Raw genomic sequence first — 25,043 nt, forward strand, 5'->3', positions numbered from 1 at the left:
TAACAAAGACTTGATTTTATTTACAATAATGAATAAATTATATTAAAACTAACCAATAAGGACGTAATTATGTCAAATGCAGCAGTGCAAAATGTATTTAAATTAATCGAAGAAAATGAGATCAAATTTGTTCTTCTTCGTTTTACCAATATCCAAGGGAAAGAGCACGGCGTCTCTTTACCTATTAGTGCCGTAGATGAAGACCTTTTTGAAGAAGGTAAAATGTTTGATGGTTCATCAGTAGAAGGTTGGAAAGCTATTAATAAAGCCGATATGTTATTAATGCCAATTGCAGAAAGTGCTGTTGTTGATCCTTTTGCTCAAATTCCAACGCTCTCTATTCGTTGTAGTGTTTATGAACCAAGTACAATGCAATCTTATGATCGTGATCCTCGTTCTATCGCAATGCGAGCAGAAACTTATTTGAAATCAACAGGTATTGCAGATAGCGTATTATTTGGACCAGAGCCTGAATTCTTCTTATTTGATGATGTACGTTTTAGTAATAAAATGAATGGCAATTCTTATGCGATTGATGATATTGAAGGGGCGTGGAATACCAATAGAAAATATGAAGAGGGGAACAATGCTTATCGTCCTCTTGTTAAAGGAGGGTACTGTGCTGTAGCACCTAATGATACTGGACACGACATTCGTTCTGAAATGTGTTTGTTATTAGAAGAAATGGGCTTAGTAATTGAAGCACATCACCACGAAGTCGCAACCGCAGGGCAAAATGAAATTGCCACTCAATTTAACTCCTTAGTATTAAAAGCAGATGAAACTCAAATTTATAAGTATGTGGTACAAAATGTCGCATTAGAACACGGTAAAACAGCCTGCTTTATGCCAAAACCATTAGCGGGTGATAATGGCTCAGGAATGCACTGTAATATGTCATTAAGTAAAGATGGACAAAATATCTTTATGGGGGATAAATATGCAGGTCTTTCAGAAACCGCATTGTATTACATTGGTGGTATTATCAAACACGCCAGAGCATTAAATGCCTTTACTAACCCAACAACTAACTCATACAAACGTTTAGTTCCGGGTTTTGAAGCGCCAGTATTACTGGCGTACTCAGCAGGTAATCGTTCTGCTTCTATCCGTATTCCAGCGGTCACAAGCCCTAAAGCAACACGTATTGAAGCACGTTTCCCTGATCCATTAGCAAATCCATACTTAGCATTTTCTGCGTTATTAATGGCAGGGCTTGATGGAATTAATAATAAAATCCACCCAGGGGATGCAATGGATAAAAATCTTTACGATCTTCCTCCAGAAGAGCTTAAAGGTATTCCAGCAGTAGCGGGTTCACTAGGTGAAGCATTAGACGCCCTTGAGCAAGATTATGAATTCTTAACTCAAGGTGGGGTATTCTCAAAAACCTTTATTGATACCTTTATTGAAATAAAACGTAAAGAAGTTGAGCGTTTGAATATGACCCCACATCCACTAGAATTTGAAATGTATTATTAATTTTTATTTAACAAACAAAATAGTATTAACTCGTTGATAAATTTTATTTTAGCACTCACTTGCTATAGAAATTTATCAGCGAGTTATTGTTTTATAATGATTAGTCTGTTTTTATCTAACTTTTAACTTGCTTTTTATTTTATAGTCAGGTAACATTGCGAGGCTTTTCTGTTATGGAATAAGTCACTTGATGTAATCATTTATCAAGTGTCATTACAAATTTTGTAATGAAATATAAAATGTTTCCGATTTGGAAACTAAAGAGGTTAATCGTGCTCCCTTAAGTTTTTGATAGCTTAAGATTGGTAGTTCGGTTTTTTTATTAGCTAAATTTATAATGGAGCTCTGGTCTAATGCAGAACCAAAGAATCCGTATCCGCTTAAAAGCATTTGATCATCGTTTGATTGATCAATCAACAGCGGAGATCGTAGAAACGGCTAAACGTACTGGTGCACAGGTTCGTGGTCCAATTCCTTTACCAACTCGTAAAGAGCGTTTTACTGTATTGATTTCTCCTCACGTAAACAAAGATGCACGTGACCAATATGAAATTCGTACACATAAACGTTTGGTTGATATTGTTGAGCCAACAGAAAAAACTGTTGATGCACTAATGCGTTTAGATCTAGCTGCTGGCGTTGATGTACAGATCAGTCTAGGTTAATTGGGAAATTTAAAGAGGTTATTACAATGATTGGTTTAATCGGTCGTAAAGTTGGTATGACTCGTATCTTCACTGAAGATGGCGTTTCAGTACCAGTTACAGTTATCGAAATCGAAGCCAACCGTGTGACTCAAGTTAAAACCCTTGAAACAGACGGCTACTGTGCAATTCAAGTTACAACTGGTGCTAAAAAAGCAAGCCGAGTAACTAAGCCAGAAGCAGGTCATTTCGTAAAAGCAGGTGTTGAAGCTGGTCGCGGTTTATGGGAATTTCGTACTGAAGGTGAAACTCAAGAGTTCACTTTAGGACAAGAAATCAAAGTGGACATTTTCACAGATGTTCAAAAAGTAGATGTTACTGGTACATCAAAAGGTAAAGGATTTGCAGGCGGTGTTAAACGCTGGAACTTCCGTACTCAAGATGCTACTCACGGTAACTCTTTATCACATCGTGTTCTTGGATCGATTGGTCAATGCCAAACGCCAGGTCGTGTGTTTAAAGGTAAGAAAATGGCTGGACACTTAGGGGCTGAACGTGTAACTGTTCAATCACTTGAAGTTGTTCGTGTAGATGCTGAACGTAACGTGCTATTAGTAAAAGGATCTGTTCCTGGTGCTATTAATGGTAACGTTATTGTCAAACCAGCTGTTAAAGCATAAGTCTAGGAGATAGAGATGGAATTAGTAACTAAAGATGCAGGAAGTGCATTGACTGTTTCTGAAACTACCTTCGGACGTGAGTTTAATGAAGCACTAGTTCATCAGGTAGTTGTTGCGTATGCAGCAGGTGCTCGTCAGGGAACTCGTGCACAAAAAACTCGTGCTGAAGTGTCTGGTTCAGGGAAAAAACCTTGGCGTCAAAAGGGTACTGGTCGTGCTCGTGCAGGTAATGTTAAGTCGCCAATCTGGCGTTCTGGTGGTGTTACTTTCGCAGCTAAACCACAAGACCATAGTCAAAAAGTAAACAAAAAAATGTACCGTGGTGCAATCAAAAGCATTCTTTCTGAACTTCTTCGTCAAGAACGTTTAGTAGTTGTTGAAAAATTTGATGTAGATGCACCTAAAACGAAAGTTTTAGTACAAAAATTAAAAGAAATGGCATTAGACGATGTTTTAATCATCACAGCAGAAGTAAGTGAGAATTTATTTTTAGCGGCTCGCAACTTATATAAAGTTGATGTACGTGATGTGCAAGGTATCGATCCAGTAAGCCTAATCGCTTTTGAAAAAGTGGTTATCACTACTGATGCTATTAAGCAAATTGAGGAGATGTTAGCATGATGCAAGAAGAACGTTTGCTAAAAGTGCTTAGAGCACCTCATATCTCTGAAAAAGCGACAAACAACGCAGAAAAAGCAAATACAATCGTATTCAAAGTTGCATTAGATGCTAATAAAGTAGAAATTGCAAATGCGGTTGAACAACTTTTCGAAGTTAAAGTGGATTCTGTGCGTACTGTGGTAGTTAAAGGTAAAACTAAACGCCGTGGTGCTAAAATGGGTCGTCGTAGTGACTGGAAAAAAGCTTATGTAACACTTGAAGAAGGCCAAGAATTGGACTTCGCAGGTAGTGCAGAGTAAACGGAGGAATAAAATATTATGGCTATAGTAAAATGTAAGCCGACCTCCGCTGGTCGTCGTCACGTAGTTAAAATTGTTAACGCAGAGCTTCATAAGGGTAAACCTTATGCACCTCTTTTAGATACTAAATCTAAAACAGGTGGTCGTAATAATTTGGGTCGTATTACTACTCGTCACATCGGTGGTGGACATAAACAACACTATCGTATTATTGACTTTAAACGTAACAAACTTGATATCGTTGGTACAGTTGAACGTTTAGAATATGATCCAAATCGTTCTGCGAATATCGCATTAGTGCTTTATAAAGATGGTGAACGTCGTTATATCTTAGCACCTAAAGGTCTTTCTGCAGGTGATCAAGTTCAAGCGGGTGTTTCAGCACCAATTAAAGCTGGTAATGCATTACCTATGCGTAATATTCCAGTAGGTACAACAGTACATAACGTAGAATTAAAACCTGGTAAAGGTGGTCAAATCGCACGTTCTGCTGGTACTTACGTACAAATTATTGCTCGTGAAGGTAATTATGTTACTTTACGTCTTCGCTCAGGTGAAATGCGTAAAGTATTAGCTGAGTGTTCTGCGACTATCGGTGAAGTAGGTAACTCAGAGCATATGCTTCGCGTCCTTGGTAAAGCTGGTGCAAGCCGTTGGAGAGGTATTCGTCCAACAGTTCGTGGTACAGCAATGAACCCTGTTGATCACCCACATGGTGGTGGTGAAGGTCGTAACTTCGGTAAACACCCAGTTACTCCTTGGGGCGTTCAAACCAAAGGTAAGAAAACTCGTCACAACAAACGTACAGATAAATATATTGTACGTCGTCGTGGCAAGTAATATTTTTTTAATTAAATAAAGAGGTAAGCCATGCCACGTTCTCTCAAGAAGGGTCCTTTCCTTGACCTACACTTGTTGAAGAAGGTAGAGAAGGCGGTGGAAAGCGGGGATAAAAAACCAATTAAAACTTGGTCCCGTCGTTCAATGATCATTCCACAAATGATCGGATTGACCATCGCAGTCCATAATGGTCGTCAGCATGTTCCTGTGTTTATTTCCGATGAAATGATCGGTCATAAACTAGGTGAATTTGCCCCGACTCGTACATATCGCGGTCACGTCGCAGATAAGAAAGCTAAGAAATAAGAGGTAGAAGATGGAAACAATAGCAAAACATCGTTACGCTCGTACTTCTGCACAAAAAGCTCGCTTAGTTGCTGATTTAATTCGCGGTAAAAGCGTTGCACAAGCATTAGAGATTTTAACTTACACTAATAAAAAAGCGTCAGATTTAGTGAAAAAAGTATTAGAATCTGCTATTGCAAATGCAGAGCATAATGACGGTGCAGATGTCGATGATCTAAAAGTTGCGAAGATTTTTGTAGATGAAGGTCCTAGCATGAAGCGAGTAATGCCACGAGCAAAAGGTCGCGCAGATCGTATTTTAAAACGTACTAGCCACATTACTGTGGTTGTGTCAGATCGTTAATCAGTAGGAGAATAGCAATGGGTCAAAAAGTACATCCAAATGGTATTCGCCTTGGCATTGTTAAGCCTTGGAACTCTACTTGGTTCGCGAATACACAGGATTTCGCTGATAATTTAGAAGGCGATTTTAAAGTCCGTAAATATTTAAACAAACAGTTAGCAAATGCTTCCGTTTCACGTATCACTATTGAACGTCCAGCAAAAAGCATTCGTGTAACTATTCACACAGCTCGCCCAGGTATCGTAATTGGTAAGAAAGGTGAAGATGTTGAAAAATTGAGAAGTGCAGTTGCGAAAATCGCAGGTGTTCCAGCTCAGATCAATATCGCTGAAGTGAAAAAACCAGAGCTAGATGCAAAATTAGTTGCAGATGGCATTGCTTCTCAACTAGAACGTCGTGTAATGTTCCGTCGTGCGATGAAACGTGCAGTACAAAACGCAATGCGTTTAGGTGCTAAAGGTATCAAAGTTGAAGTAAGTGGTCGTTTAGGTGGTGCAGAAATCGCACGTTCTGAGTGGTATCGTGAAGGTCGAGTGCCTCTACATACACTTCGTGCAGATATCGATTACAACACTGCAGAAGCTCTCACAACATACGGTATTATCGGTGTTAAAGTGTGGATCTTTAAAGGTGAAGTTCTTGGTGGAATGACTGCAGTGATGGAATCAGAAAAACAACCTGAAAAGCAGAAACCTCGCAAGGGTTCTCGCAAAGGTCGTAAATAAGGAGATCACTGAATGTTACAACCAAAACGCACAAAATTCCGTAAAGTTCACAAAGGTCGTAATCGTGGACTTGCGGTTGGTACTGATGTAAGCTTCGGTACTTATGGTTTAAAAGCAGTTGGACGCGGTCGTTTAACCGCTCGTCAAATCGAGGCAGCACGTCGTGCGATGACTCGTGCAGTTAAACGTCAAGGTAAAATCTGGATTCGTGTATTCCCAGATAAACCAATTACTGAAAAACCACTAGAGGTCCGTATGGGTAAAGGTAAAGGTAACGTAGAGTACTGGGTAGCCTTAATCCAACCGGGTAAAGTATTATATGAAATGGACGGTGTTCCAGAAGAAGTTGCTCGCCAAGCATTTGCATTAGCGGCAGCAAAACTTCCTATGAAAACCGCATTTGTAACTAAGACGGTGATGTAATGAAAGCTCAAGAACTCCGTAGTAAAAGTGTTGAAGAGCTGAATGCTGAATTGGTTAACTTGTTAGGTGAGCAATTCAAGTTGCGTATGCAAGCAGCCACCGGTCAGCTTCAACAAACCCATCAGTTAAAAGAAGTGCGTCGTAGTATTGCACAAGTAAAAACTGTATTGACTGAAAAGGCGGGTGAGTAAATGACTGATAAAATTCGTACAGTACAAGGTAAAGTAGTTGGCGATAAAATGGATAAATCATTCACAATCGCAATTGAACGTACCGTAAAACATCCATTATATGGTAAGTTTATGCGTCGTACTACAAAACTTCACGTACACGATGAAAATAACGAAGCAAAAGTAGGTGATTTAGTTGAAATTAAAGAGTGTCGTCCACTCTCTAAAACTAAATCTTGGACTTTAGTTCGTGTAGTTGAGAAAGCAGTTATTGTTGACTAATTTCTAAACTATGAAAAAATAAAAAGACCTAGCACTTGTGTTAGGTCTTTTTTTTATTTTTGAATTCCATTAATTATAGAAAAAAGCGGTTACATTCTCTACGCTTTTTACAAATTTGAGTTGTTATTTATAGAGAAGTAGTGATATAATGCTCCACCTTATCCTATTACTAGGGTAAGTTCGTCCCGGAAGGGTGTTTTTTAATTTAGCGGAGCACTAATATGATCCAAGAACAGACTATGCTTGATGTTGCTGATAATTCAGGAGCTCGCCGCGTAATGTGTATCAAGGTTCTAGGTGGATCGCACCGTCGTTACGCTGCAGTAGGTGACATCATTAAAATTACCGTAAAAGAAGCAATTCCTCGTGGTAAAGTAAAAAAAGGTGATGTGTTAAAAGCAGTTGTGGTGCGCACCAAGAAGGGTGTTCGTCGCCCAGATGGAGCAGTTATTCGCTTCGATGGTAATGCTTGTGTAGTATTAAACAATACAACTGAGCAACCTGTCGGTACTCGTATTTTTGGTCCTGTGACTCGTGAACTTCGTTCTGAGAAGTTTATGAAGATCATCTCTTTAGCACCAGAAGTACTGTAAGGAGAATAAAATGGCTGCAAAAATCCGTCAAAATGATGAAGTTATTGTTCTTACCGGAAAAGATAAAGGTAAGCGTGGTAAGGTAACAAAAGTGTTACCAAACGGTAAAGTATTTGTTGAAGGGATCAATATGATCACTAAACACGAAAAACCAGTCCCTGCTTTAAATAAAGAGGGTGGTATCGTGAAGAAAGAAGCTGCAATTCAAGCATCAAATGTTGCTATCTTTAATCCAACAACAAACAAAGCTGACCGTGTAGGTTTTAGAATTGAAGACGGCAAAAAAGTTCGTTTCTTCAAATCTAATAATGAAATTATTTAACTAATTGGAGTAATGCGATGGCGAAACTGCATGATTATTACAGAGAGCAAGTAGTTAATGAATTGAAAGAAAAATTCAACTACTCGTCTGTCATGCAAGTCCCACGAATCGAAAAGATAACCCTGAATATGGGTGTGGGTGAAGCATTGACCGATAAAAAATTGTTAGAGAATGCAGTAGCAGATCTAACAGCGATTAGCGGTCAAAAACCTTTAATTACTAAGGCTCGTAAGTCAGTTGCTGGCTTTAAGATCCGTCAGGGATATCCAATCGGATGTAAAGTGACCCTACGTGGTGAACGTATGTGGGAATTCTTTGAAAGATTGGTTACGATTGCCGTTCCTCGTGTTCGAGATTTTCGTGGTTTAAGCGTAAAATCTTTTGATGGACGTGGTAATTACAGTATGGGTGTTCGTGAACAAATCATTTTCCCAGAAATTGATTATGATAAAGTTGATCGTGTACGTGGTTTAGATATCACTATCACTACAACGGCGAACAATGATGAAGAAGGTCAAGCGTTATTAGCTGCCTTTAATTTCCCATTCCGTAAATAAGGTAGGTTATCGTGGCAAAAAAATCAATGATCGCACGAGATGTTAAACGTGCTAAATTAGCTGATAAGTTCTACGCAAAACGTCAAGAATTGAAAGACATTATTGCTAATGTTAATTCTTCTGATGAAGAGCGTTGGGATGCGGTATTAAAATTACAAGGTCTTCCTCGTGATTCAAGTACAAGCCGTCAGCGTAACCGTTGTCGCCAAACTGGTCGTCCTCATGGGGTACTTCGTAAGTTTGGTTTAAGCCGTATTAAGGTTCGTGAAGCAGCAATGCGTGGAGAAATCCCAGGCCTTAAAAAAGCTAGTTGGTAATCACCTCTTTTATATTGGAATCATGGGAGTAAATACATGAGCATGCAAGATCCAATCGCAGATATGCTAACTCGTATTCGTAACGGGCAAGCTGCGAACAAAGTTGCTATCAGTATGCCTTCATCCAAGCTAAAAGTTGCTATTGCTAACGTTTTGGCTGAAGAAGGTTTTGTTGAGAGCTTCAAAATTTTAGAAGGCGTTAAGCCTGAATTGGAAATCACTTTAAAATATTTCCAAAATAAACCAGTTGTAGAAAAAATTCAACGTGTGAGCCGTCCTGGTCTTCGTATTTATAAACGTAAAGACGAATTACCAAAAGTAATGGGTGGTTTAGGTATTGCTGTTGTTTCTACATCAAAAGGTGTTATGACTGACCGAGCTGCTCGTAAAGCAGGATTGGGCGGTGAAATCATCTGTTATGTCGCTTAATAAGGGGTAGGAAGAATGTCTCGTGTCGCAAAAGCACCTGTTAATATTCCTGCCGGCGTTGAGGTAAAACTTGACGGACAGTTATTAACAGTGAAAGGAAAAAATGGTGAGTTGTCTCGTACAATTCATAATGCAGTTGAAGTAAACCAAGATGCAGGCGTATTAACATTTGTACCTAAAGAAGGTATGGTTAATGCAAATGCTCAAGCTGGTACTGCTAGAGCATTAGTTAATGCTATGGTTATCGGTGTTACAGAAGGCTTTACTAAGAAATTGCAATTAGTGGGTGTTGGTTATAGAGCACAAGTAAAAGGTAACACAGTTGCACTTAGCTTAGGTTTCTCACATCCGGTTGATCATCAGTTGCCTGCAGGCGTGACTGCTGAATGTCCATCGCAAACAGAAATTGTTTTAAAAAGTGCGGACAAACAGTTAGTTGGTCAAGTAGCAGCCGATATTCGTGCATACCGCCGTCCTGAGCCTTATAAAGGTAAAGGTGTACGTTACTCTGATGAAGTAGTACGTACAAAAGAGGCTAAGAAAAAGTAAGGTAGGTTAACTATGGATAAGAAAACAGCTCGTATCCGTCGTGCCAGCCGTGCACGTCATTTAATGAGAGAGCAAGGTGCAACCCGTCTGGTTGTATATCGTACACCACGCCATATTTATGCGCAGGTAATTGCACCTAATGGCTCAGAAGTACTAGCAGCAGCTTCAACTGTTGAAAAAGTAATTAAAGAGCAAGTAAAATATACTGGAAACAAAGACGCAGCAGTAATGGTTGGTAAACTTGTCGCTGAACGTGCTTTAGAAAAAGGTATTAAAGCGGTTGCATTTGATCGTTCTGGTTTCAAATACCACGGACGTGTGCAATCATTGGCAGACGCTGCTCGTGAAGCTGGTCTTCAGTTCTAATAGAGGAATTTGAGATGTCAAACATCGAAAAACAAGCTGGTGAACTGCAGGAAAAGCTAATCGCGGTTAACCGTGTATCAAAAACCGTAAAAGGTGGTCGTATTATGAGTTTTACTGCTTTAACAGTAGTAGGCGATGGTAACGGTCGTGTTGGTTTTGGTTACGGAAAAGCTCGTGAAGTTCCAGCAGCAATCCAAAAAGCGATGGAAAAAGCCCGTCGCAATATGGTTAATGTAGCTTTAGATGAAGGTACATTACAACATCCTGTTAAAGGTACTCATACTGGTTCTCGCGTATTTATGCAACCAGCTAGTGAAGGTACTGGTATCATCGCTGGTGGTGCAATGCGTGCAGTGTTAGAAGTTGCAGGTGTTCGTAACGTACTTTCTAAAGCATATGGTTCGACGAATCCAATTAATGTGGTTCGTGCAACTATTGATGCATTAGAAAATATGAAATCTCCAGAAATGGTTGCTGCTAAACGCGGTAAAACAGTTGAAGAAATTTTGGAGTAATTGAATATGACAAAAACGATTAAAGTAACTCAAACTCGTAGCTCAATTGCCCGTTTACCGAAGCATAAAGCAACGTTAAAAGGTTTAGGCCTTCGTCATATTCGACACACAGTGGAACTTGAAGATACTCCATCAGTTCGTGGAATGATCAACCAAGTTTCATATATGGTTAAAGTGGAGGAGTAATAGAATGCGTTTAAACTCTCTATCTCCAGCAGAAGGTGCTAAACATAGCAGTAAACGTTTAGGACGTGGTATCGGTTCTGGCTTAGGCAAAACTGGTGGACGTGGTCATAAAGGTCAAAAATCTCGTTCTGGTGGCGGTGCTCGTCGTGGATTCGAAGGTGGACAAATGCCTTTATACCGTCGTTTACCTAAATTTGGTTTCACGTCATTAAAATCTTTACGTACTGCTGAAATTCGTTTAGATGAATTAGCGAAAGTTGAAGGTGATATTATCACTTTAGACACACTTAAAACCGCTAATTTAGTAACAAAAGATATTTTATCTGCAAAAGTAATTTTATCAGGTAAAATTGAAAAAGTGGTAACTGTTAAAGGTTTACGTGTTACTAAAGGTGCAAAAGCTGCTATTGAAGCTGCTGGCGGTTCAATCGAGGAATAATCAATGGCAAAGCAACCAGGATATCAAGGAAATAATACACAAAAAAGCTCCGGTGAACTAAAATCTAGACTACTATTTGTTTTGTTTGCATTAGTGGTTTTTAGAATCGGATCTTTTATTCCTGTTCCTGGTATTGATGCTTCTGTTTTATCCGAATTAATTCAAAAACAACAAGGTACCATCATTGACATGTTTAATATGTTTTCTGGTGGTGCATTGAGTAGAGCATCTATTTTTGCGTTAGGTATTATGCCTTATATTTCTGCTTCTATTATTATTCAGTTACTTACAGCCATTCATCCGGCACTAGCTGAATTGAAGAAAGAAGGAGCAGCAGGACAGCGCAAAATTAGTAAATATACAAGATACTCTACTCTTTTATTAGCATTTATTCAGTCTGTCGGTATTTCTTTTGCCTTACCAAATATGATTAATGGACTTGTTCCTAATCCTGATATGCTGTTTTATATTACAGCAGTTATTAGTTTAGTAACTGGAACAATGTTCTTAATGTGGTTAGGTGAGCAAATTACAGAACGTGGCGTAGGAAATGGAATTTCTCTCATTATCTTCGCTGGGATTGTAGCAGGATTACCAGGTACTATTGGACAGACAGTAGAACAAGCTCGTCAAGGTGAAATATCTTTGATTGTTCTGCTTTTAATTATGGTTGTTGCTTTTGCAGTAACATATTTTGTTGTTTTCGTTGAACGTGGGCAAAGAAGAATCGTGGTCAATTATGCAAGTCGTCAACAAGGGCGAATGATGATGCCTGCGAAATCTTCACATTTACCATTAAAAGTAAATATGGCAGGTGTAATTCCTGCTATCTTTGCATCAAGTATTATTCTTTTTCCTGCCACTGTTGTGAAATGGTTTGGAGAGAATGAAGGTTTTGAATGGTTGTCTGATATTTCATTATTATTACAACCAGGTCAACCGTTGTATATTGCATTATTTACAATGGCTGTGATATTCTTTGCTTTCTTCTATACAAGTATGCAAAATAATCCACGTGATATTGCGGATAATTTGAAAAAATCAGGTGCGTTTGTACCAGGTTATAGACCAGGAGAACAAACATCTCGTTATATTGACAAAGTAATGACACGAATTACAATGATTGGTGGTTTGTATATTGCATTTGTTTGTTTGGTTCCTTATATCGTAACATCATTATGGAAAGTACCATTTAATTTAGGTGGTACATCGCTATTGATTGTTGTGGTAGTTATTATGGATTTCATCGCACAAGTCCAAAGTCATTTAATGTCTTTACAATATGATTCTGTGTTGAAGAAAGCCAATTTAAAAGGTTCAAGATAATATAATCTTGTACTTTATAGAAAAAGGATAAGCAATGAAAGTTCGTGCTTCAGTTAAGAAATTATGCCGTAATTGCCGTATTGTTAGACGTTCAGGTGTGGTTCGAGTAATTTGTTCAGAACCAAAACACAAACAACGTCAAGGTTAATTAAGTATTATTTCTTGCAAAGAACCAGCTGAGTGGTTATACTACTCAGCTCATTTCGTCCTGATATACTGTTTGAGTATCCTGAAACGGGCTTTTCAAGATCAGTGTATCAATGAATTTTAATTTTAAAAAATAGGAGTGCATAGTGGCCCGTATTGCAGGCATTAACATTCCTGATCAAAAACACACTGTAATCGCATTAACTGCTATTTACGGTATTGGCAAAACTAGAGCAAAAGAGATTTGTGCTTTAACAGGTATTGCTGAAGACGTTAAGATCAGAGAATTGTCTGAAGAGCAGATTGAGAAACTGCGTGAAGAAGTTGGTAAATTTACTGTTGAAGGTGATTTACGCCGTGAAGTAACTTTAAGTATCAAACGTCTTTTAGACTTAGGTTGTTACAGAGGTTTACGCCATCGTCGTAGCTTACCGGTACGTGGACAACGTACTAAAACAAATGCGCGTACTCGTAAGGGTCCACGTAAACCGATCAAGAAATAGTCGGAGTAAATTATAATGGCTAAAACACCAGTTCGTACACGCAAACGTGTAAAAAAACAGATTGCAGATGGCGTAGCACATATCCACGCCTCTTTCAATAACACAATCGTAACTATTACTGACCGTCAAGGTAACGCTCTCGCTTGGGCTACTGCTGGTGGTTCAGGTTTCCGAGGTTCTCGTAAATCAACGCCGTTTGCAGCACAAGTTGCAGCTGAACGTTGTGCTGAAATTGTTAAAGAGTTCGGTCTGAAGAATTTGGAAGTTATGGTTAAAGGTCCGGGTCCAGGTCGTGAGTCAACAGTCCGTGCATTAAGTGCAGCAGGATTTCGTATCACGAGTATTGTAGATGTGACTCCGATTCCTCATAACGGTTGTCGTCCACCTAAAAAACGTCGTGTTTAATTGACGTTAGGATAATTGGAGAAAGAAAATGGCAAGATATTTGGGTCCAAAGCTCAAGCTAAGCCGTCGTGAAGGTACTGATTTATTTTTAAAGTCAGGCGTTCGCACGATTGAATCAAAATGTAGAAATAGACTTGATGTAGCACCTGGACAACATGGTGCACGTAAAGCACGTTTATCTGACTATGGTAGTCAGTTACGTGAAAAACAAAAAGTTCGCCGTATTTATGGTATTTTAGAACGTCAGTTCCGTAATTACTATAAAGAAGCTAATCGCTTAAAAGGTAATACCGGTGAGAACTTATTAGTATTATTAGAAGGTCGTTTAGATAACGTTGTTTATCGTATGGGATTTGCTACGACTCGTGCTGAAGCACGTCAGTTAGTTAGCCATAAATCTATTGTGGTAAATGGTCGAGTGGTAAACATTCCTTCTTATCAAGTTTCTGTTGATGATGTGGTCGCTGTTCGTGAGAAATCTAAGAAACAAGCACGAATTAAAGCATCATTAGAATTAGCTACTCAAAGAGAAAAACCAACTTGGTTAGAAGTTGAAGTGGCTAAAATGGAAGGTGTATTTAAACGTACTCCTGAACGTTCAGATCTATCAGCAGATATTAATGAGAGTCTGATCGTTGAGCTTTACTCTAAATAATAATTGATAAAGCTTAAAAGAAAAGAGAGGATAAAATGCAGGGTTCTGTGACAGAATTTTTAAAACCGCACTTAGTGAACATTGAACAAATTAGTTCAACTCACGCAAAAGTGACATTAGAGCCACTAGAACGTGGCTTTGGCCATACACTAGGGAATGCCCTTCGTCGTATATTACTTTCTTCTATGCCAGGTTGTGCGGTTACAGAAGTTGAGATTGATGGTGTATTACATGAATACAGCAGCAAAGAAGGTGTTCAGGAAGATATTCTTGAAGTGTTACTAAATTTAAAAGGTTTAGCGGTAAAAGTGCAAGACAAAGATGATATTGTTTTGACACTGAATAAGTCTGGAATTGGCCCTGTTATTGCAGCTGACATTACACATGATGGTGATGTGGAAATAGTTAACCCTGAACACGTGATCTGTCATTTAACAGATAAAAATGCGTCTATTAGTATGCGCATTCGAGTACAGCGTGGTCGAGGTTATGTACCAGCTTCTGCGAGAATTCACACTCAAAGTGATGATCGTCCAATTGGTCGTTTATTAGTTGATGCACGTTTTAGTCCAGTTGACCGTATTGCTTACAATGTGGAAGCAGCACGTGTGGAACAACGTACAGATTTAGATAAGCTACTTATTGAGATGGAGACTAATGGAACATTAGATCCTGAAGAGGCTATTCGTCGAGCTGCAACAATTTTAGCAGAGCAATTAGCTGCATTCGTAGATTTACGCGATGTTCGTCAACCAGAAGTAAAAGAAGAGAAACCGGAATTTGATCCTGTTCTTCTTCGTCCTGTTGATGATTTAGAACTTACAGTTCGTTCAGCTAACTGCTTAAAAGCAGAGACAATTCACTATATCGGTGATTTAGTACAACGTACAGAAGTAGAGTTATTGAAAACACCTAATCTTGGTAAAAAATCACTTACAGAGATTAAAGATGTGCTTGCTTCTCGTGGTTTATCACTGGGTATGCGTCTTGATAATTGGCCACCAGCAAGTATTGCTGAAGACTGATTTTCAGACATTAGATTTCTAGAAGGAATAAGGTATGCGTCATCGTAAGAGTGGCCGTCAACTAAATCGTAATAGCAGTCATCGCCAAGCGATGTTTCGTAATATGGCAGGTTCTTTAGTTAATCATGAGATTATTAAAACAACTGTACCTAAAGCGAAAGAGCTACGTCGAGTAGTTGAACCATTAATTACTTTATCAAAAGTAGATAGCGTAGCAAATCGTCGTTTAGCATTTGCTCGTACGCGCAACAAAGATGTTGTGGCAAAATTATTTAACGAATTAGGTCCACGTTTTAAAGAACGTGCGGGTGGTTATACTCGTATTATGAAATGTGGTTTCCGTGCAGGCGATAACGCACCAATGGCTTACATTGAGTTAGTTGATCGTCCAGAAGTTGCAGAAGAAGCAGCTGAATAAATAATTTAGTTTAGAAATTAAAACCTAGTATAGTAATATGCTAGGTTTTATTTTTTGTAAAAAGTGAAAATAATAGTGTCAAAGTTGCAAATATTTTTTAAATCTTAACTATGATAAAAGCACTATAATCTGACATAATTATACTCAATTAAAGACAATAAAGCTTTCCCAAAATCAACTAAATTTAGGTAGTACCTTACGTAAATATCGTTTAATATTTCCTCAATTTCTCTCAATAGGGTTTAATTCAGGAGAATAAGGAGATAAAGGTAAAATTATATGCCCAAATTTGGGGCGAATTCTTGTAAGACTTTTATAGGGTATCGTGCTTTATCGATAATAATGACTGATTTGGTTTTTAATGTAGGTAATAAACTTTTTTCAAACTACGCCTCAAAGAAAGTGCTAATCATAGTATCTTTATAAATCATTGGTGTAATAAGTTTTTTATCTATTAATAGTGAGCTGTTTGAATTGAGAATATACCCTAACAATAAAAGTCCTTAGTATAAGAGTACTAAGGACTTGTTTTATTTTGGTGTTATTTTAAAAACTAACCTTCCATTGCCTTTTTATGTTTTGCTTCTTGAATCATTGTTAAGAATAATAATACACAGGCTAATGCACTACCGCCCAACATTACATAGAAACCGCTGTCCCAACCGTTGTTTTGAACAGTCCAACCAATGATTGCACTTGCTGCTACTGATCCACCTAAGTAACCGAATAAACCAGTGAAGCCTGCGGCTGTACCTGCTGCTTTTTTAGGGGCTAATTCTAATGCGTGTAAGCCGATTAACATTACAGGACCATAGATTAAGAAACCTAACACAACCATCATAATCATCGCAAGGTCTTGTGAAGTGGTTTGCCAGTAAACATATAATGCGATTGTAACTGCCACCATAAAGATGAAACCAGTTAAACCACGTTTACCTTGGAAAACTTTATCTGACACCCAACCACAGAATAAAGTACCTGGAATTGCGGCAATTTCATATAATGCGTAAGTAATAGATGATTTATCGATACCAAAATGACGCACTTCTTTTAAATAAGTTGGTGCCCAGTCTAATACACCGTAGCGAATTAAATAAACAAATACATTAGCGATTGCGATGTACCATAACAATTTATTTTTGAATACGTACTCAACAAAGATTTGTTTTGCCGTTAATTCTTTTTCATAAGTTTCTGGGTTGTAGTCATCTGGGTAATCATTTTTGTATTCTTCGATTGGCGGTAAGCCACAAGATTGCGGAGTATCGCGCATAATAAAGAAAATAACAAAAGAAGCAATAATTGCAGCAATACCTGGATAGTAAAGTGCTTCACGCCAAACCATAATAGATTGTACAGAATCACGATCGATATTATGAGTATAAGCATAAACACTTGATGCTAACATTAGTAACAATGCAGGTACTGCACCCCCTAAGTTATGTGCGGTATTCCAAATAGAAACAATGGTGCCACGTTCTTTTTTAGACCACCAGTGAACCATTGTACGACCACAAGGCGGCCAGCCCATACCTTGGAACCAACCATTTAAGAAAAGTAAAATCGCTAATACTGTTACACTACTGGTTGCCCAAGGGAAAAGTCCCATTGAGAGCATAATCAATCCAGAAAGGAAAAGACCAAGAGGTAAGAAAACACGTGTATTAGAACGGTCAGATACTGATCCCATAAGGAATTTAGAAATACCGTAAGCAATAGAAACAAATGCCAAAGCATAACCTAAGTCAGCTTTTGACCACCCTTCGGCAATCATACCTGGCATCGCTAAGGCGAAGTTTTTACGCACAAAATAATATGCCGCATATCCAAAGAAAATACCCATAAAGACTTGCCAACGTAATTTACGATACGTTGGGTCAATTTGTTCTTTTGGCAACTGTTCTTTATGCGGTGCAGGTTTTAAGAAACCGATCATAATGAATTCTCCATAGTTAAGTTTACGTTTTTTATAATCAAATTATTTCTGAAAGCGGTTGGATTTTTTGTAAATTTTACAAAGATAAAACTGCTAATAAGAATCTAGAAATTGTTGGTACATTGTAAAAATTTTAATGTTAATAACAATCAGTTTTTGTTAAAAGTGTGATCTTGATCGATTATTTTTATAAAAATATGATTGATATCGCTTATTTTATAAATAAAAATGTTTGATAAGAGATTATTTTTACTCTAATTTTTTTCGTTAATGGTTTTTTGTGTAAAATGTTAACATTTATATTCCTTATATAATCAAGTGAAGTAAAAGAATACTTGAACAAAAATGACTTAAATATGACTTTTTCTTTATAAAAGGGAATATTTGATCATAAATCAAGGTTATTCCATTAAAGTATGATTTTTCCTGCGTGTAACTAAGTTTAGTGCTGATATCTTTCTTGCTTTTTTGCAAAAAATCATTATAATTCCATCGCTTGTTTTCTATTTTTTAGACAAACAAAATACACGCCCTCACCTCGAACGAGGGTTTCTTTTTACTATCAATTATTTAGAGGAAGGTTATGGTAACCATTCGTTTATCTCGTGGCGGTTCTAAAAAACGCCCATTTTATCAAATCGTTGCAGCGGACAGCCGTTGTGCACGTGACGGTCGTTTCATCGAGCGTTTAGGATTTTTCAACCCAATGGCAGCAGGTCAAGCAGAGCGTTTACGCGTGAACCTTGAAGGTGTTGATGCGTGGGTTGCTAAGGGTGCTTCACTTTCTACTCGTGTTGCGACCTTAGTGAAAGAAGCACGTAAAGACGCTTAATTCACAATTTAAATTATGTAGGTGGATAATATGAGCGAACAAAAAATGACAGTAGTGGGGAAATTAGGATCAACCTATGGTATCCGTGGCTGGTTACGCCTTTATTCATCGACAGAACAACAAGAAAGTATTTTTGACTATCAACCTTGGTTTTTAAAAGTTAAAGATCAATGGAAACCAGTCGAACTTGAAAGCTGGCGTTATCATAAAAATGATTTAATTGTAAAATTAAAAGGCACAGATGAGCGTGAATCTGCTCAGTTACTGACAAATGCGGAAATCGGTGTGGATTTAAGTGTCTTCCCTCAATTAGAGGAAGACGATTTTTATTGGCACGATTTAATTGGTTGTGAAGTTGTTAATACGGATAACTACCAAATGGGTACAGTAACCGAGATTATGGAAACAGGTTCAAATGATGTTTTAGTCGTTAAAGCAAAAAGTAAAGATGCTTTCAAAAAGCAAGAGCGGTTAATTCCGTTTTTATACGAACAAGTAGTTAAAAGAGTCGATCTCACCACTAAAACAATTGAAGTGGAATGGGACGCAGGTTTCTAACCTCAGGTATGCATAACCGTAATCAAAAGAGCTTTTTATGTGGATAGGAATTATTAGCTTATTTCCTGAAATGTTTCAAGCAATTACGGAATATGGCGTAACAGGAAGAGCCGTAAAGCACAATCTTCTGCAAATTCAATGTTGGAATCCTCGTGATTTTACCTTTGATAAGCATAATACCGTTGATGATCGCCCTTATGGCGGTGGACCGGGTATGTTAATGATGGTGCAACCGTTGCGAGATGCTATTCACGCAGCGAAACAAGCCGCATTAAGCGAAGATGAAAATGCGGAAGTAAAGGTCATTTACCTTTCACCGCAAGGACGTAAACTTGATCAGCAAGGTGTTAAAACCTTAGCCACAAATCAAAAAATGATTTTGGTGTGTGGTCGTTATGAAGGCATTGATGAACGCTTAATTCAAGCAGAAGTTGATGAGGAATGGTCGATTGGAGATTACGTTTTAACAGGGGGCGAACTGCCTGCAATGACATTGATTGATGCTGTTGCAAGATTTGTTCCAGGAGTATTAGGCAAACAAGCCTCCGCAGAAGAAGATTCTTTTGCGACAGGACTATTAGATTGTCCACATTACACTCGCCCTGAAGTGCTAGATGGTAAACCGGTACCCGATGTGTTGATGTCTGGACATCACGAAAATATTCGTAAATGGCGATTAGAACAATCCCTTGAACGAACGTGGTTAAGACGCCCTGAGCTATTAGACGATCTAGCTCTGACTGACGAACAAGCGACGTTGTTAAAGAAAATTAAACAGCGTTATACATAGATTCAGTTATTTCTAGAATTATATAAGGTTTATTATTATGAGTAACATCATTAAACAAATTGAAGAAGAACAGTTAAAGAAAGACTTACCAAGCTTCCGTCCTGGTGACACTTTAGAAGTTAAGGTATGGGTTAAAGAAGGTAGTAAAAGCCGTCTGCAAGCGTTCGAAGGCGTGGTTATTGCAATTCGTAACCGTGGCTTGCATTCAGCATTCACACTACGCAAAATCTCAAATGGCGTAGGTGTTGAACGTGTATTCCAAACTCACTCACCTGTAATTGACAGCATTGCTGTTAAACGTAAAGGTGATGTACGTCAAGCGAAAATCTACTACTTACGTGAGCGTAGTGGTCGTTCTGCACGTATCAAAGAGCGTTTGGGTAAAAAATAATTTTTGCTTAATAATGCAGAAAACAAAAGGCTTGGGATTTCCCAAGCCTTTTTTCTATCTTTACTCTCTATAATCCAAAGATTATTTCATAAACTATCTCGAACCATAAACCACAACAGTTTTACCGTGCGCTGAGATCAATCCATCATTTTCTAACATTTTCAGTATTCGTCCAACAGTTTCACGTGAACAGCCGACCATTTGCCCAATCTCCTGACGGGTAATTTTAATTTGCATTCCATCGGGGTGAGTCATTGCATCTGGCTGTCTTGTTAAACTCATTAGTGTTTGAGCAATACGCCCTGTTACATCTAAAAAGGCAAGATTACTTGCTTGCATAGAGGTTTGGCGTAAACGACGAGCCATCTGAGCAGAAAGATACATCAAAATATCTGGATTTAAATGAATTAATTGTTTGAATTTTGTATAAGGAATTTCAGCAATTTCACAAGCTCCTCTTGTTTTAACCGATGCGGTTCGTCTAGAGATATCCTCTTCAAATAGACTGATTTCACCAACAAATTCACCTTCGCATAGGTTAGATAAAATCATCTCTTTGCCTTCTTCATCTTTTACAAAAACAGAAACTGAACCACTAACGATGTAATAAAGTGTGTCTGCTTTTTCACCTGCGTGAATTAACGTTGTTTTTGAAGGATAACGATGTACGTGACAATAAGTTAAAAACCACTCCAACGTTGAAACATCTGATGGTTTTATTGGAACTGGTTGAGGTATAACAAGTGAAATATCTTGCATAAATAATGTCTCTATTGGTTGAATAAAACAAAAATATTATATGGGTTAGTCTAACACAGCCATTATATTTTAACCTAAAAAAGATTGGCGATCTTTAATATCTAAACTTTGATGTAATTCAGACCATACAATAACAGCTTGCTCGGAATAAATTAATTGTAATAAACGTTCTTTTTTTTCTTCCATTGAACGTTCAACTTCACCATAATCTGTCCCTTCTCGCATAATGAAGGATTCTAAAATATTATCTAAAGTCTCTGAGGGAATACTTTTCCAAGGAATTATCATTGATTTCTCACTCAAAAAGAGGTTTAATTAATCGCCATTGTTTCTCAAAGTTTTGGAATTGATCATAGCGAAAATTTGAACGAACTAAGCGTAAAAATTGCCCTTCACAAAAATTAATAAGAAAAACAGAAAGTATTCTAATATCGGTGTCAAAAGCACGCCCTTCTCGTAATTTTCTCATTTGTAGAATATTTGTAAATTGTAATTCTAAACCATCAAAAAATTTGGCTACTCGCATTTTCAGTAAATCATCTTCAAACATCAATGCGTGTCCTGTTAAAATACGTGTTACGCCTGGATTTTTTCGAGCAAATTCTAATATGGTGTAAAGAATTACTTTAATCCGTGATAGTGTACTCTCTTCTCTCTGGATAACAGTTTTGATTTGACTGATTAATGCAGCTTCAATACTATCTAATAATGCTTCAAACATTTTAGTTTTACTTGGATAATAGCGATATAAAGCCCCTTCAGACACACCTACAGCTTTGGAAAGGCGATCTGTTGTTATACGCTGCATTCCTTCCTCAGAGTTTAATAATGTTAATAAAACTTCTAAAACTTGTTGTTGACGTTCTTTTACTGATTTTTTAGGCATTTTTATTATTGGTTCTATCATAATAACATCCTATTGTTTTCCTGAATGACCAAAGCCACCTTCACCACGCTCTGTTTGATTAAATTCTTCTACTACATTAAAACTGGCTTGAACAACAGGAACAAAGACTAATTGTGCAATACGATCACCTATTTCAACGGTAAATGGTTGATTACTTCTATTCCACAAAGACACCATCAAAGGACCTTGATAGTCTGAATCAACCAACCCAACTAAGTTTCCCAATACAATGCCATTTTTATGCCCTAATCCTGAACGAGGTAAAATGACTGCTGCCAAATTAGGATCTGCGACATAAATAGAAATTCCTGTTGGAATTAACACTGTTTGCCCCGCTTCAACAATCATTTTTTCTTCAATTAACGCACGTAAATCAAGTCCTGCGGAACCTTCAGTTGCATAGCTCGGTAATGGAAATTCTGTTCCAATACGTTTATCTAACACTTTTAAATCAATCTGTTTCACTACTTTTCCTTATATATACTTATTATTTCATCCACTAATCGTTCTGCTAATATTAATTTATCGGTAAGCGGTAAGATTTTATCATTTTTTTGCCAAAATAAATGCAAGCTATTTTGATCGCTATTAAAAACTTGTCCATTTGAAACATCATTTGCACAAATTAAATCCAAATTTTTACGTTCTAATTTACTTTTTGCATAATGCTCAACATCTTGCGTTTCTGCAGCAAAACCGACGACAAAAGGTCTATTTTCTTTAAGGTTAGCAACATTTGAAATAATATCAGGATTTTTGATTAACTTGAGGGTTATTTCATTATTTTTATCTGTTTTTTTGATTTTTTGTGTCGCTACCTCTGCTACTCGATAATCAGCAACAGCAGCACAACCAATAAATATATCACTTTGTTGAGCAAACGTAATTGCTTCTTTTTCCATTTCTATTGCAGAAATGACATTTATTCGTTGCACATTATCAGGAGTATTCAAATTTACAGATCCTGAAATTAGAGTAACTGTCGCTCCCCGATCTGCAAACACTTTTGCAATGGAAAACCCCATTTTACCAGAGCTATGATTACTAATATAACGTACTGGATCAATTGGCTCTCGGGTGGGGCCTGCCGTAATTGTAATAGTTAAGTGTTGTAAATCTTGTTTCTTTGTAAAAAATTGTTCAAGGTGATAATAAATTTCAGTAGGCTCTGACATTCGCCCAAAGCCATTATCCCCACAAGCTTGTTCACCCTTATTTGGACCAATGCAATAAACACCTTGTTCGTGGATTAAATTTTGTAAATTTTGTTGAACAACTGACCGCTTATACATCTGCTGATTCATTGCTGGAGCAATAAAAATAGGAGCAGTGGTTGCCAAACAGAGTGTAGAAAGCAAATCATTACCCATTCCAATTCGTAAACGAGCCATAAAATCTGCCGTTGTGGGGGCTATAACAATCGCATCAGCCCATTTTGCTAATTCAATATGCCCCATTGCCAATTCAGCTTGTGGATCTAATAATGACGTTGCCACAGTATTACCTGAAATTGCTTGTAAAGTTAATGGCGTCACAAAAGTCTCTGCTGCAGAGGTTAATACAACACGAACTTCAGCATTGGCTTTTTTAAGTAAACGAATAAGTTCTATTGTTTTGTAAGCAGCAATACCACCCGTTATTCCTACAACAATTTTCTTTGATTTCAACATTAAGCTATTTACCTATTTAAACAAACGTCAGAGTGAGTATTCTACGAAAATAAGGAGTTACTCACAATAGTTTATTTTTGCGATCTTGATCGAAAGATTATATTTTCTTTTTTGTATCTATTTATTACTCAGATTATTATTTTTTTATTTGTTCCATTTTAATAGGATAATAATGACTAAGTTACTAGAACCATTGATGCCACGAGAGAAACTTCTAAAATTTGGTGCTGAAACATTAACAGATAGTGAGCTTCTTGCCATTTTTTTACGTACTGGCATTAAAGGATTACCCGTGATGCAACTTTCAGAAAATGTACTAAATAAATTTGGTTCTTTGAGAGGATTACTTACTGCAAATTTAACAGAATTTTGTGAAATTAAAGGCTTAGGACAAACGCAATTTATTCAACTTCAAGCAACAAAAGAGATGACAAAACGTTATCTCAACCAAAAAATTAAATTTACAGAAGTGATTAGTGAACCTTATCTTGCAGTAATGTATTTTCAATCTGAATTAGAAGAGAGTGAGAGAGAAATTTTTATGGTTATTTTTTTAGATAATCAACATCAAGTGATTAAAGCTGAAAAAATGTTTTATGGCACAATTAATCAAGCAAGTGTTCATCCTCGTGAAATAATTAAAGAAGCGTTAAAATGTAACTCCGCTGCCATTATTGTTGCACACAATCATCCATCAGGTAATTGCACGCCAAGTGAATCAGACAGAATTCTTACGAATAAAATTGAAATGGCCTGTGAATTAGTTGATATTCGCTTTCTTGATCATATTATTATTGGAAAAGGAAGTTATTTTTCTTTTGAAGAGGAAAAATTAACCTAAAAGATGAACAATACTTGAATGCAGTAAATAAACAAAGTATAATCGCCAGTCTTTATAGTAGTCGGTGGATTGGGTATATGCCTGACGAGGTAACAAAAGCATAATTAATATGTTTTTGATACCCGAACCATTTAACTTAAGCTTAAGCAAATTATTGGAGAATAACAATGTCTAGAGTCTGTCAAGTAACAGGCAAGCGTCCTGCAGTGGGGAATAACCGCTCACACGCAATGAATGCGACTCGCCGTCGTTTCTTACCTAATCTTCACTCTCACCGTTTTTGGGTTGAAAGTGAAAAACGTTTCGTAACTTTACGCTTAACAGCGAAAGGTATGCGTATTATTGATAAAAAAGGCATCGATGCAGTTTTAGCTGATATTCGTGCTCGTGGCGAAAAAATCTAAGGAGCTAAACAATGGCAGCTAAAGGTAATCGTGAAAAAATTAAATTAGTGTCTAGTGCTGAAACAGGTCACTTCTACACTACTGATAAAAACAAACGTAATATGCCAGGTAAAATGGAGATCAAAAAATATGATCCTGTTGTGCGTAAACACGTTATGTATAAAGAAGCAAAAATCAAATAATTTGCTTTATATATCAAAATTTAAAACCCAGCTTTTGCTGGGTTTTTTTATGGCATTAGGATGATAAGATTTTCTGTTTAAGCGAATTTCATTCATTTTTTAATATAACCACCCATTGATGTATAAATATATTGTATAGACAGGGCAAGCCCTGTCTATATGTAAAATATTAAATGTGTAAATTTTCGATTTGATCTACCCGCTAT

Annotated in this window: 42 protein-coding genes; 36 read left to right on the plus strand and 6 right to left on the minus strand. The window is 37.3% G+C overall.

Going from position 1 to position 25,043, the window contains the following annotated elements; genetic code table 11:
- Window positions 1-69 precede the first annotated feature (69 nt).
- The 29 genes from glnA to rplQ all read left to right on the plus strand — a co-directional run bounded on the left by glnA (window position 70) and on the right by rplQ (window position 15,567).
- On the plus strand, window positions 70-1,482 hold the full coding sequence (glnA, locus tag U9966_RS02305) for a type I glutamate--ammonia ligase (RefSeq protein WP_306346692.1): 1,413 nt from the start codon (window positions 70-72) through the stop codon (window positions 1,480-1,482).
- Window positions 1,483-1,835: 353 nt separating this feature from the next.
- Window positions 1,836-2,147: a 30S ribosomal protein S10 gene (gene rpsJ, locus U9966_RS02310; RefSeq protein ID WP_001181005.1), complete on the plus strand. Its 312-nt coding sequence runs from the start codon at window positions 1,836-1,838 to the stop codon at window positions 2,145-2,147.
- Between the two features lie 26 nt (window positions 2,148-2,173).
- Window positions 2,174-2,806 carry a 50S ribosomal protein L3 gene (gene rplC, locus U9966_RS02315; RefSeq protein ID WP_211597187.1) on the plus strand — a complete coding sequence of 211 codons (633 nt, stop codon included), beginning with the start codon at window positions 2,174-2,176 and terminating at the stop codon, window positions 2,804-2,806.
- 15 nt (window positions 2,807-2,821) lie between these two features.
- Window positions 2,822-3,427 (plus strand): 50S ribosomal protein L4, encoded by a 606-nt coding sequence (gene rplD / locus U9966_RS02320; RefSeq protein WP_211597188.1) that lies wholly within the window; start codon window positions 2,822-2,824, stop codon window positions 3,425-3,427.
- Window positions 3,427-3,726 (plus strand): 50S ribosomal protein L23, encoded by a 300-nt coding sequence (rplW, locus tag U9966_RS02325; protein ID WP_211597300.1) that lies wholly within the window; start codon window positions 3,427-3,429, stop codon window positions 3,724-3,726. Before rplD ends, rplW begins: the two co-directional genes overlap by 1 nt.
- An 18-nt stretch (window positions 3,727-3,744) precedes the next feature.
- Window positions 3,745-4,566, plus strand: a complete 822-nt coding sequence (rplB, locus tag U9966_RS02330) for a 50S ribosomal protein L2 (RefSeq protein ID WP_211597189.1) — start codon at window positions 3,745-3,747, stop codon at window positions 4,564-4,566.
- Window positions 4,567-4,596: 30 nt separating this feature from the next.
- Complete coding sequence (rpsS, locus tag U9966_RS02335) at window positions 4,597-4,872, plus strand: 30S ribosomal protein S19 (protein ID WP_115316024.1); 276 nt, start codon at window positions 4,597-4,599, stop codon at window positions 4,870-4,872.
- 10 nt (window positions 4,873-4,882) lie between these two features.
- Complete coding sequence (gene rplV / locus U9966_RS02340; protein WP_115316023.1) at window positions 4,883-5,215, plus strand: 50S ribosomal protein L22; 333 nt, start codon at window positions 4,883-4,885, stop codon at window positions 5,213-5,215.
- A gap of 17 nt (window positions 5,216-5,232) precedes the next feature.
- Window positions 5,233-5,940 carry a 30S ribosomal protein S3 gene (rpsC, locus tag U9966_RS02345; protein WP_211597190.1) on the plus strand — a complete coding sequence of 236 codons (708 nt, stop codon included), beginning with the start codon at window positions 5,233-5,235 and terminating at the stop codon, window positions 5,938-5,940.
- A 12-nt stretch (window positions 5,941-5,952) separates the two neighbouring features.
- Window positions 5,953-6,363, plus strand: a complete 411-nt coding sequence (gene rplP / locus U9966_RS02350; RefSeq protein ID WP_211597191.1) for a 50S ribosomal protein L16 — start codon at window positions 5,953-5,955, stop codon at window positions 6,361-6,363.
- A complete protein-coding gene (rpmC, locus tag U9966_RS02355; RefSeq protein ID WP_211597192.1) occupies window positions 6,363-6,554 on the plus strand; it encodes a 50S ribosomal protein L29 in 192 nt (63 codons plus the stop codon). The genes rplP and rpmC overlap by 1 nt, the downstream gene beginning before the upstream one ends.
- On the plus strand, window positions 6,555-6,815 hold the full coding sequence (gene rpsQ, locus U9966_RS02360) for a 30S ribosomal protein S17 (protein ID WP_211597193.1): 261 nt from the start codon (window positions 6,555-6,557) through the stop codon (window positions 6,813-6,815). It begins immediately after the preceding gene.
- Between the two features lie 221 nt (window positions 6,816-7,036).
- Window positions 7,037-7,408, plus strand: coding sequence for a 50S ribosomal protein L14 (rplN, locus tag U9966_RS02365; RefSeq protein ID WP_090920031.1), 372 nt, complete (start codon window positions 7,037-7,039; stop codon window positions 7,406-7,408).
- A gap of 10 nt (window positions 7,409-7,418) precedes the next feature.
- Window positions 7,419-7,730: a 50S ribosomal protein L24 gene (gene rplX, locus U9966_RS02370; RefSeq protein WP_211597194.1), complete on the plus strand. Its 312-nt coding sequence runs from the start codon at window positions 7,419-7,421 to the stop codon at window positions 7,728-7,730.
- Window positions 7,731-7,747: 17 nt separating this feature from the next.
- Window positions 7,748-8,287, plus strand: a complete 540-nt coding sequence (gene rplE, locus U9966_RS02375) for a 50S ribosomal protein L5 (protein WP_211597195.1) — start codon at window positions 7,748-7,750, stop codon at window positions 8,285-8,287.
- 11 nt (window positions 8,288-8,298) lie between these two features.
- A complete protein-coding gene (gene rpsN, locus U9966_RS02380) occupies window positions 8,299-8,604 on the plus strand; it encodes a 30S ribosomal protein S14 (RefSeq protein WP_211597196.1) in 306 nt (101 codons plus the stop codon).
- Between the two features lie 36 nt (window positions 8,605-8,640).
- The gene (rpsH, locus tag U9966_RS02385) at window positions 8,641-9,033 is read left to right on the plus strand and encodes a 30S ribosomal protein S8 (protein ID WP_115316081.1); all 393 of its coding nucleotides are present in this window, start codon (window positions 8,641-8,643) and stop codon (window positions 9,031-9,033) included.
- A 15-nt stretch (window positions 9,034-9,048) separates the two neighbouring features.
- The gene (gene rplF / locus U9966_RS02390; RefSeq protein ID WP_211597197.1) at window positions 9,049-9,582 is read left to right on the plus strand and encodes a 50S ribosomal protein L6; all 534 of its coding nucleotides are present in this window, start codon (window positions 9,049-9,051) and stop codon (window positions 9,580-9,582) included.
- 12 nt (window positions 9,583-9,594) lie between these two features.
- Window positions 9,595-9,948, plus strand: a complete 354-nt coding sequence (gene rplR / locus U9966_RS02395) for a 50S ribosomal protein L18 (RefSeq protein ID WP_211597198.1) — start codon at window positions 9,595-9,597, stop codon at window positions 9,946-9,948.
- Between the two features lie 14 nt (window positions 9,949-9,962).
- Window positions 9,963-10,463 (plus strand): 30S ribosomal protein S5, encoded by a 501-nt coding sequence (gene rpsE, locus U9966_RS02400; RefSeq protein ID WP_306346691.1) that lies wholly within the window; start codon window positions 9,963-9,965, stop codon window positions 10,461-10,463.
- A 6-nt stretch (window positions 10,464-10,469) separates the two neighbouring features.
- Window positions 10,470-10,649, plus strand: coding sequence for a 50S ribosomal protein L30 (gene rpmD, locus U9966_RS02405; protein ID WP_211597200.1), 180 nt, complete (start codon window positions 10,470-10,472; stop codon window positions 10,647-10,649).
- Between the two features lie 4 nt (window positions 10,650-10,653).
- Window positions 10,654-11,088: a 50S ribosomal protein L15 gene (rplO, locus tag U9966_RS02410; RefSeq protein WP_211597201.1), complete on the plus strand. Its 435-nt coding sequence runs from the start codon at window positions 10,654-10,656 to the stop codon at window positions 11,086-11,088.
- A gap of 3 nt (window positions 11,089-11,091) precedes the next feature.
- On the plus strand, window positions 11,092-12,414 hold the full coding sequence (secY, locus tag U9966_RS02415) for a preprotein translocase subunit SecY (RefSeq protein WP_306346690.1): 1,323 nt from the start codon (window positions 11,092-11,094) through the stop codon (window positions 12,412-12,414).
- A gap of 34 nt (window positions 12,415-12,448) precedes the next feature.
- Window positions 12,449-12,562: a 50S ribosomal protein L36 gene (rpmJ, locus tag U9966_RS02420; protein WP_090920061.1), complete on the plus strand. Its 114-nt coding sequence runs from the start codon at window positions 12,449-12,451 to the stop codon at window positions 12,560-12,562.
- 145 nt (window positions 12,563-12,707) lie between these two features.
- The gene (rpsM, locus tag U9966_RS02425) at window positions 12,708-13,064 is read left to right on the plus strand and encodes a 30S ribosomal protein S13 (RefSeq protein WP_115316074.1); all 357 of its coding nucleotides are present in this window, start codon (window positions 12,708-12,710) and stop codon (window positions 13,062-13,064) included.
- A 15-nt stretch (window positions 13,065-13,079) separates the two neighbouring features.
- Window positions 13,080-13,469: a 30S ribosomal protein S11 gene (rpsK, locus tag U9966_RS02430; protein WP_306346689.1), complete on the plus strand. Its 390-nt coding sequence runs from the start codon at window positions 13,080-13,082 to the stop codon at window positions 13,467-13,469.
- A gap of 28 nt (window positions 13,470-13,497) precedes the next feature.
- Window positions 13,498-14,124, plus strand: coding sequence for a 30S ribosomal protein S4 (gene rpsD, locus U9966_RS02435; protein ID WP_306346688.1), 627 nt, complete (start codon window positions 13,498-13,500; stop codon window positions 14,122-14,124).
- A 35-nt stretch (window positions 14,125-14,159) separates the two neighbouring features.
- A complete protein-coding gene (locus U9966_RS02440; RefSeq protein ID WP_306346687.1) occupies window positions 14,160-15,149 on the plus strand; it encodes a DNA-directed RNA polymerase subunit alpha in 990 nt (329 codons plus the stop codon).
- A gap of 34 nt (window positions 15,150-15,183) precedes the next feature.
- A complete protein-coding gene (rplQ, locus tag U9966_RS02445) occupies window positions 15,184-15,567 on the plus strand; it encodes a 50S ribosomal protein L17 (RefSeq protein WP_306346686.1) in 384 nt (127 codons plus the stop codon).
- A gap of 553 nt (window positions 15,568-16,120) precedes the next feature.
- On the opposite strand, the gene glpT is transcribed toward rplQ, so the two are convergent.
- The gene (gene glpT, locus U9966_RS02450) at window positions 16,121-17,503 is read right to left on the minus strand and encodes a glycerol-3-phosphate transporter (RefSeq protein ID WP_306346685.1); all 1,383 of its coding nucleotides are present in this window, start codon (window positions 17,501-17,503) and stop codon (window positions 16,121-16,123) included.
- A 583-nt stretch (window positions 17,504-18,086) separates the two neighbouring features.
- On the opposite strand from glpT, the gene rpsP reads away from it, so the two are divergent.
- The 4 genes from rpsP to rplS are packed head-to-tail and all read left to right on the plus strand — an operon-like array spanning window position 18,087 to window position 20,074.
- Window positions 18,087-18,335: a 30S ribosomal protein S16 gene (rpsP, locus tag U9966_RS02455; protein WP_115316374.1), complete on the plus strand. Its 249-nt coding sequence runs from the start codon at window positions 18,087-18,089 to the stop codon at window positions 18,333-18,335.
- 30 nt (window positions 18,336-18,365) lie between these two features.
- Entirely contained in the window at window positions 18,366-18,893 is a 528-nt protein-coding gene (gene rimM / locus U9966_RS02460; RefSeq protein ID WP_306346684.1) for a ribosome maturation factor RimM, read from the plus strand.
- 37 nt (window positions 18,894-18,930) lie between these two features.
- On the plus strand, window positions 18,931-19,683 hold the full coding sequence (trmD, locus tag U9966_RS02465; protein WP_306346683.1) for a tRNA (guanosine(37)-N1)-methyltransferase TrmD: 753 nt from the start codon (window positions 18,931-18,933) through the stop codon (window positions 19,681-19,683).
- 37 nt (window positions 19,684-19,720) lie between these two features.
- Complete coding sequence (gene rplS, locus U9966_RS02470; RefSeq protein WP_090921372.1) at window positions 19,721-20,074, plus strand: 50S ribosomal protein L19; 354 nt, start codon at window positions 19,721-19,723, stop codon at window positions 20,072-20,074.
- 93 nt (window positions 20,075-20,167) lie between these two features.
- On the opposite strand, the gene crp is transcribed toward rplS, so the two are convergent.
- From crp to coaBC, 5 genes are all read right to left on the minus strand, one after another.
- Window positions 20,168-20,833, minus strand: a complete 666-nt coding sequence (gene crp / locus U9966_RS02475; RefSeq protein WP_306346682.1) for a cAMP-activated global transcriptional regulator CRP — start codon at window positions 20,831-20,833, stop codon at window positions 20,168-20,170.
- A 69-nt stretch (window positions 20,834-20,902) separates the two neighbouring features.
- Window positions 20,903-21,121, minus strand: a complete 219-nt coding sequence (locus U9966_RS02480) for a YheU family protein (RefSeq protein WP_306346681.1) — start codon at window positions 21,119-21,121, stop codon at window positions 20,903-20,905.
- A 7-nt stretch (window positions 21,122-21,128) separates the two neighbouring features.
- Window positions 21,129-21,740: a nucleoid occlusion factor SlmA gene (gene slmA, locus U9966_RS02485; RefSeq protein WP_211598699.1), complete on the minus strand. Its 612-nt coding sequence runs from the start codon at window positions 21,738-21,740 to the stop codon at window positions 21,129-21,131.
- A gap of 9 nt (window positions 21,741-21,749) precedes the next feature.
- Entirely contained in the window at window positions 21,750-22,205 is a 456-nt protein-coding gene (gene dut, locus U9966_RS02490) for a dUTP diphosphatase (RefSeq protein ID WP_306346680.1), read from the minus strand.
- Window positions 22,205-23,410, minus strand: coding sequence for a bifunctional phosphopantothenoylcysteine decarboxylase/phosphopantothenate--cysteine ligase CoaBC (gene coaBC, locus U9966_RS02495; protein WP_306346679.1), 1,206 nt, complete (start codon window positions 23,408-23,410; stop codon window positions 22,205-22,207). Before coaBC ends, dut begins: the two co-directional genes overlap by 1 nt.
- Before the next feature lie 172 nt (window positions 23,411-23,582).
- Here coaBC and radC point away from each other — a divergent pair, with 172 nt between their 5' ends.
- From radC to rpmG, 3 genes are all read left to right on the plus strand, one after another.
- Window positions 23,583-24,251: a RadC family protein gene (gene radC / locus U9966_RS02500; RefSeq protein WP_211598693.1), complete on the plus strand. Its 669-nt coding sequence runs from the start codon at window positions 23,583-23,585 to the stop codon at window positions 24,249-24,251.
- Between the two features lie 167 nt (window positions 24,252-24,418).
- Window positions 24,419-24,655 (plus strand): 50S ribosomal protein L28, encoded by a 237-nt coding sequence (gene rpmB, locus U9966_RS02505; RefSeq protein ID WP_211598691.1) that lies wholly within the window; start codon window positions 24,419-24,421, stop codon window positions 24,653-24,655.
- Window positions 24,656-24,666: 11 nt separating this feature from the next.
- Window positions 24,667-24,837, plus strand: coding sequence for a 50S ribosomal protein L33 (gene rpmG, locus U9966_RS02510; RefSeq protein WP_090921417.1), 171 nt, complete (start codon window positions 24,667-24,669; stop codon window positions 24,835-24,837).
- Window positions 24,838-25,043: the final 206 nt, after the last annotated feature.

The sequence above is a fragment of the Pasteurella atlantica genome (genome assembly GCF_963693435.1).
Lineage (GTDB): Bacteria > Pseudomonadota > Gammaproteobacteria > Enterobacterales > Pasteurellaceae > Phocoenobacter > Phocoenobacter atlanticus.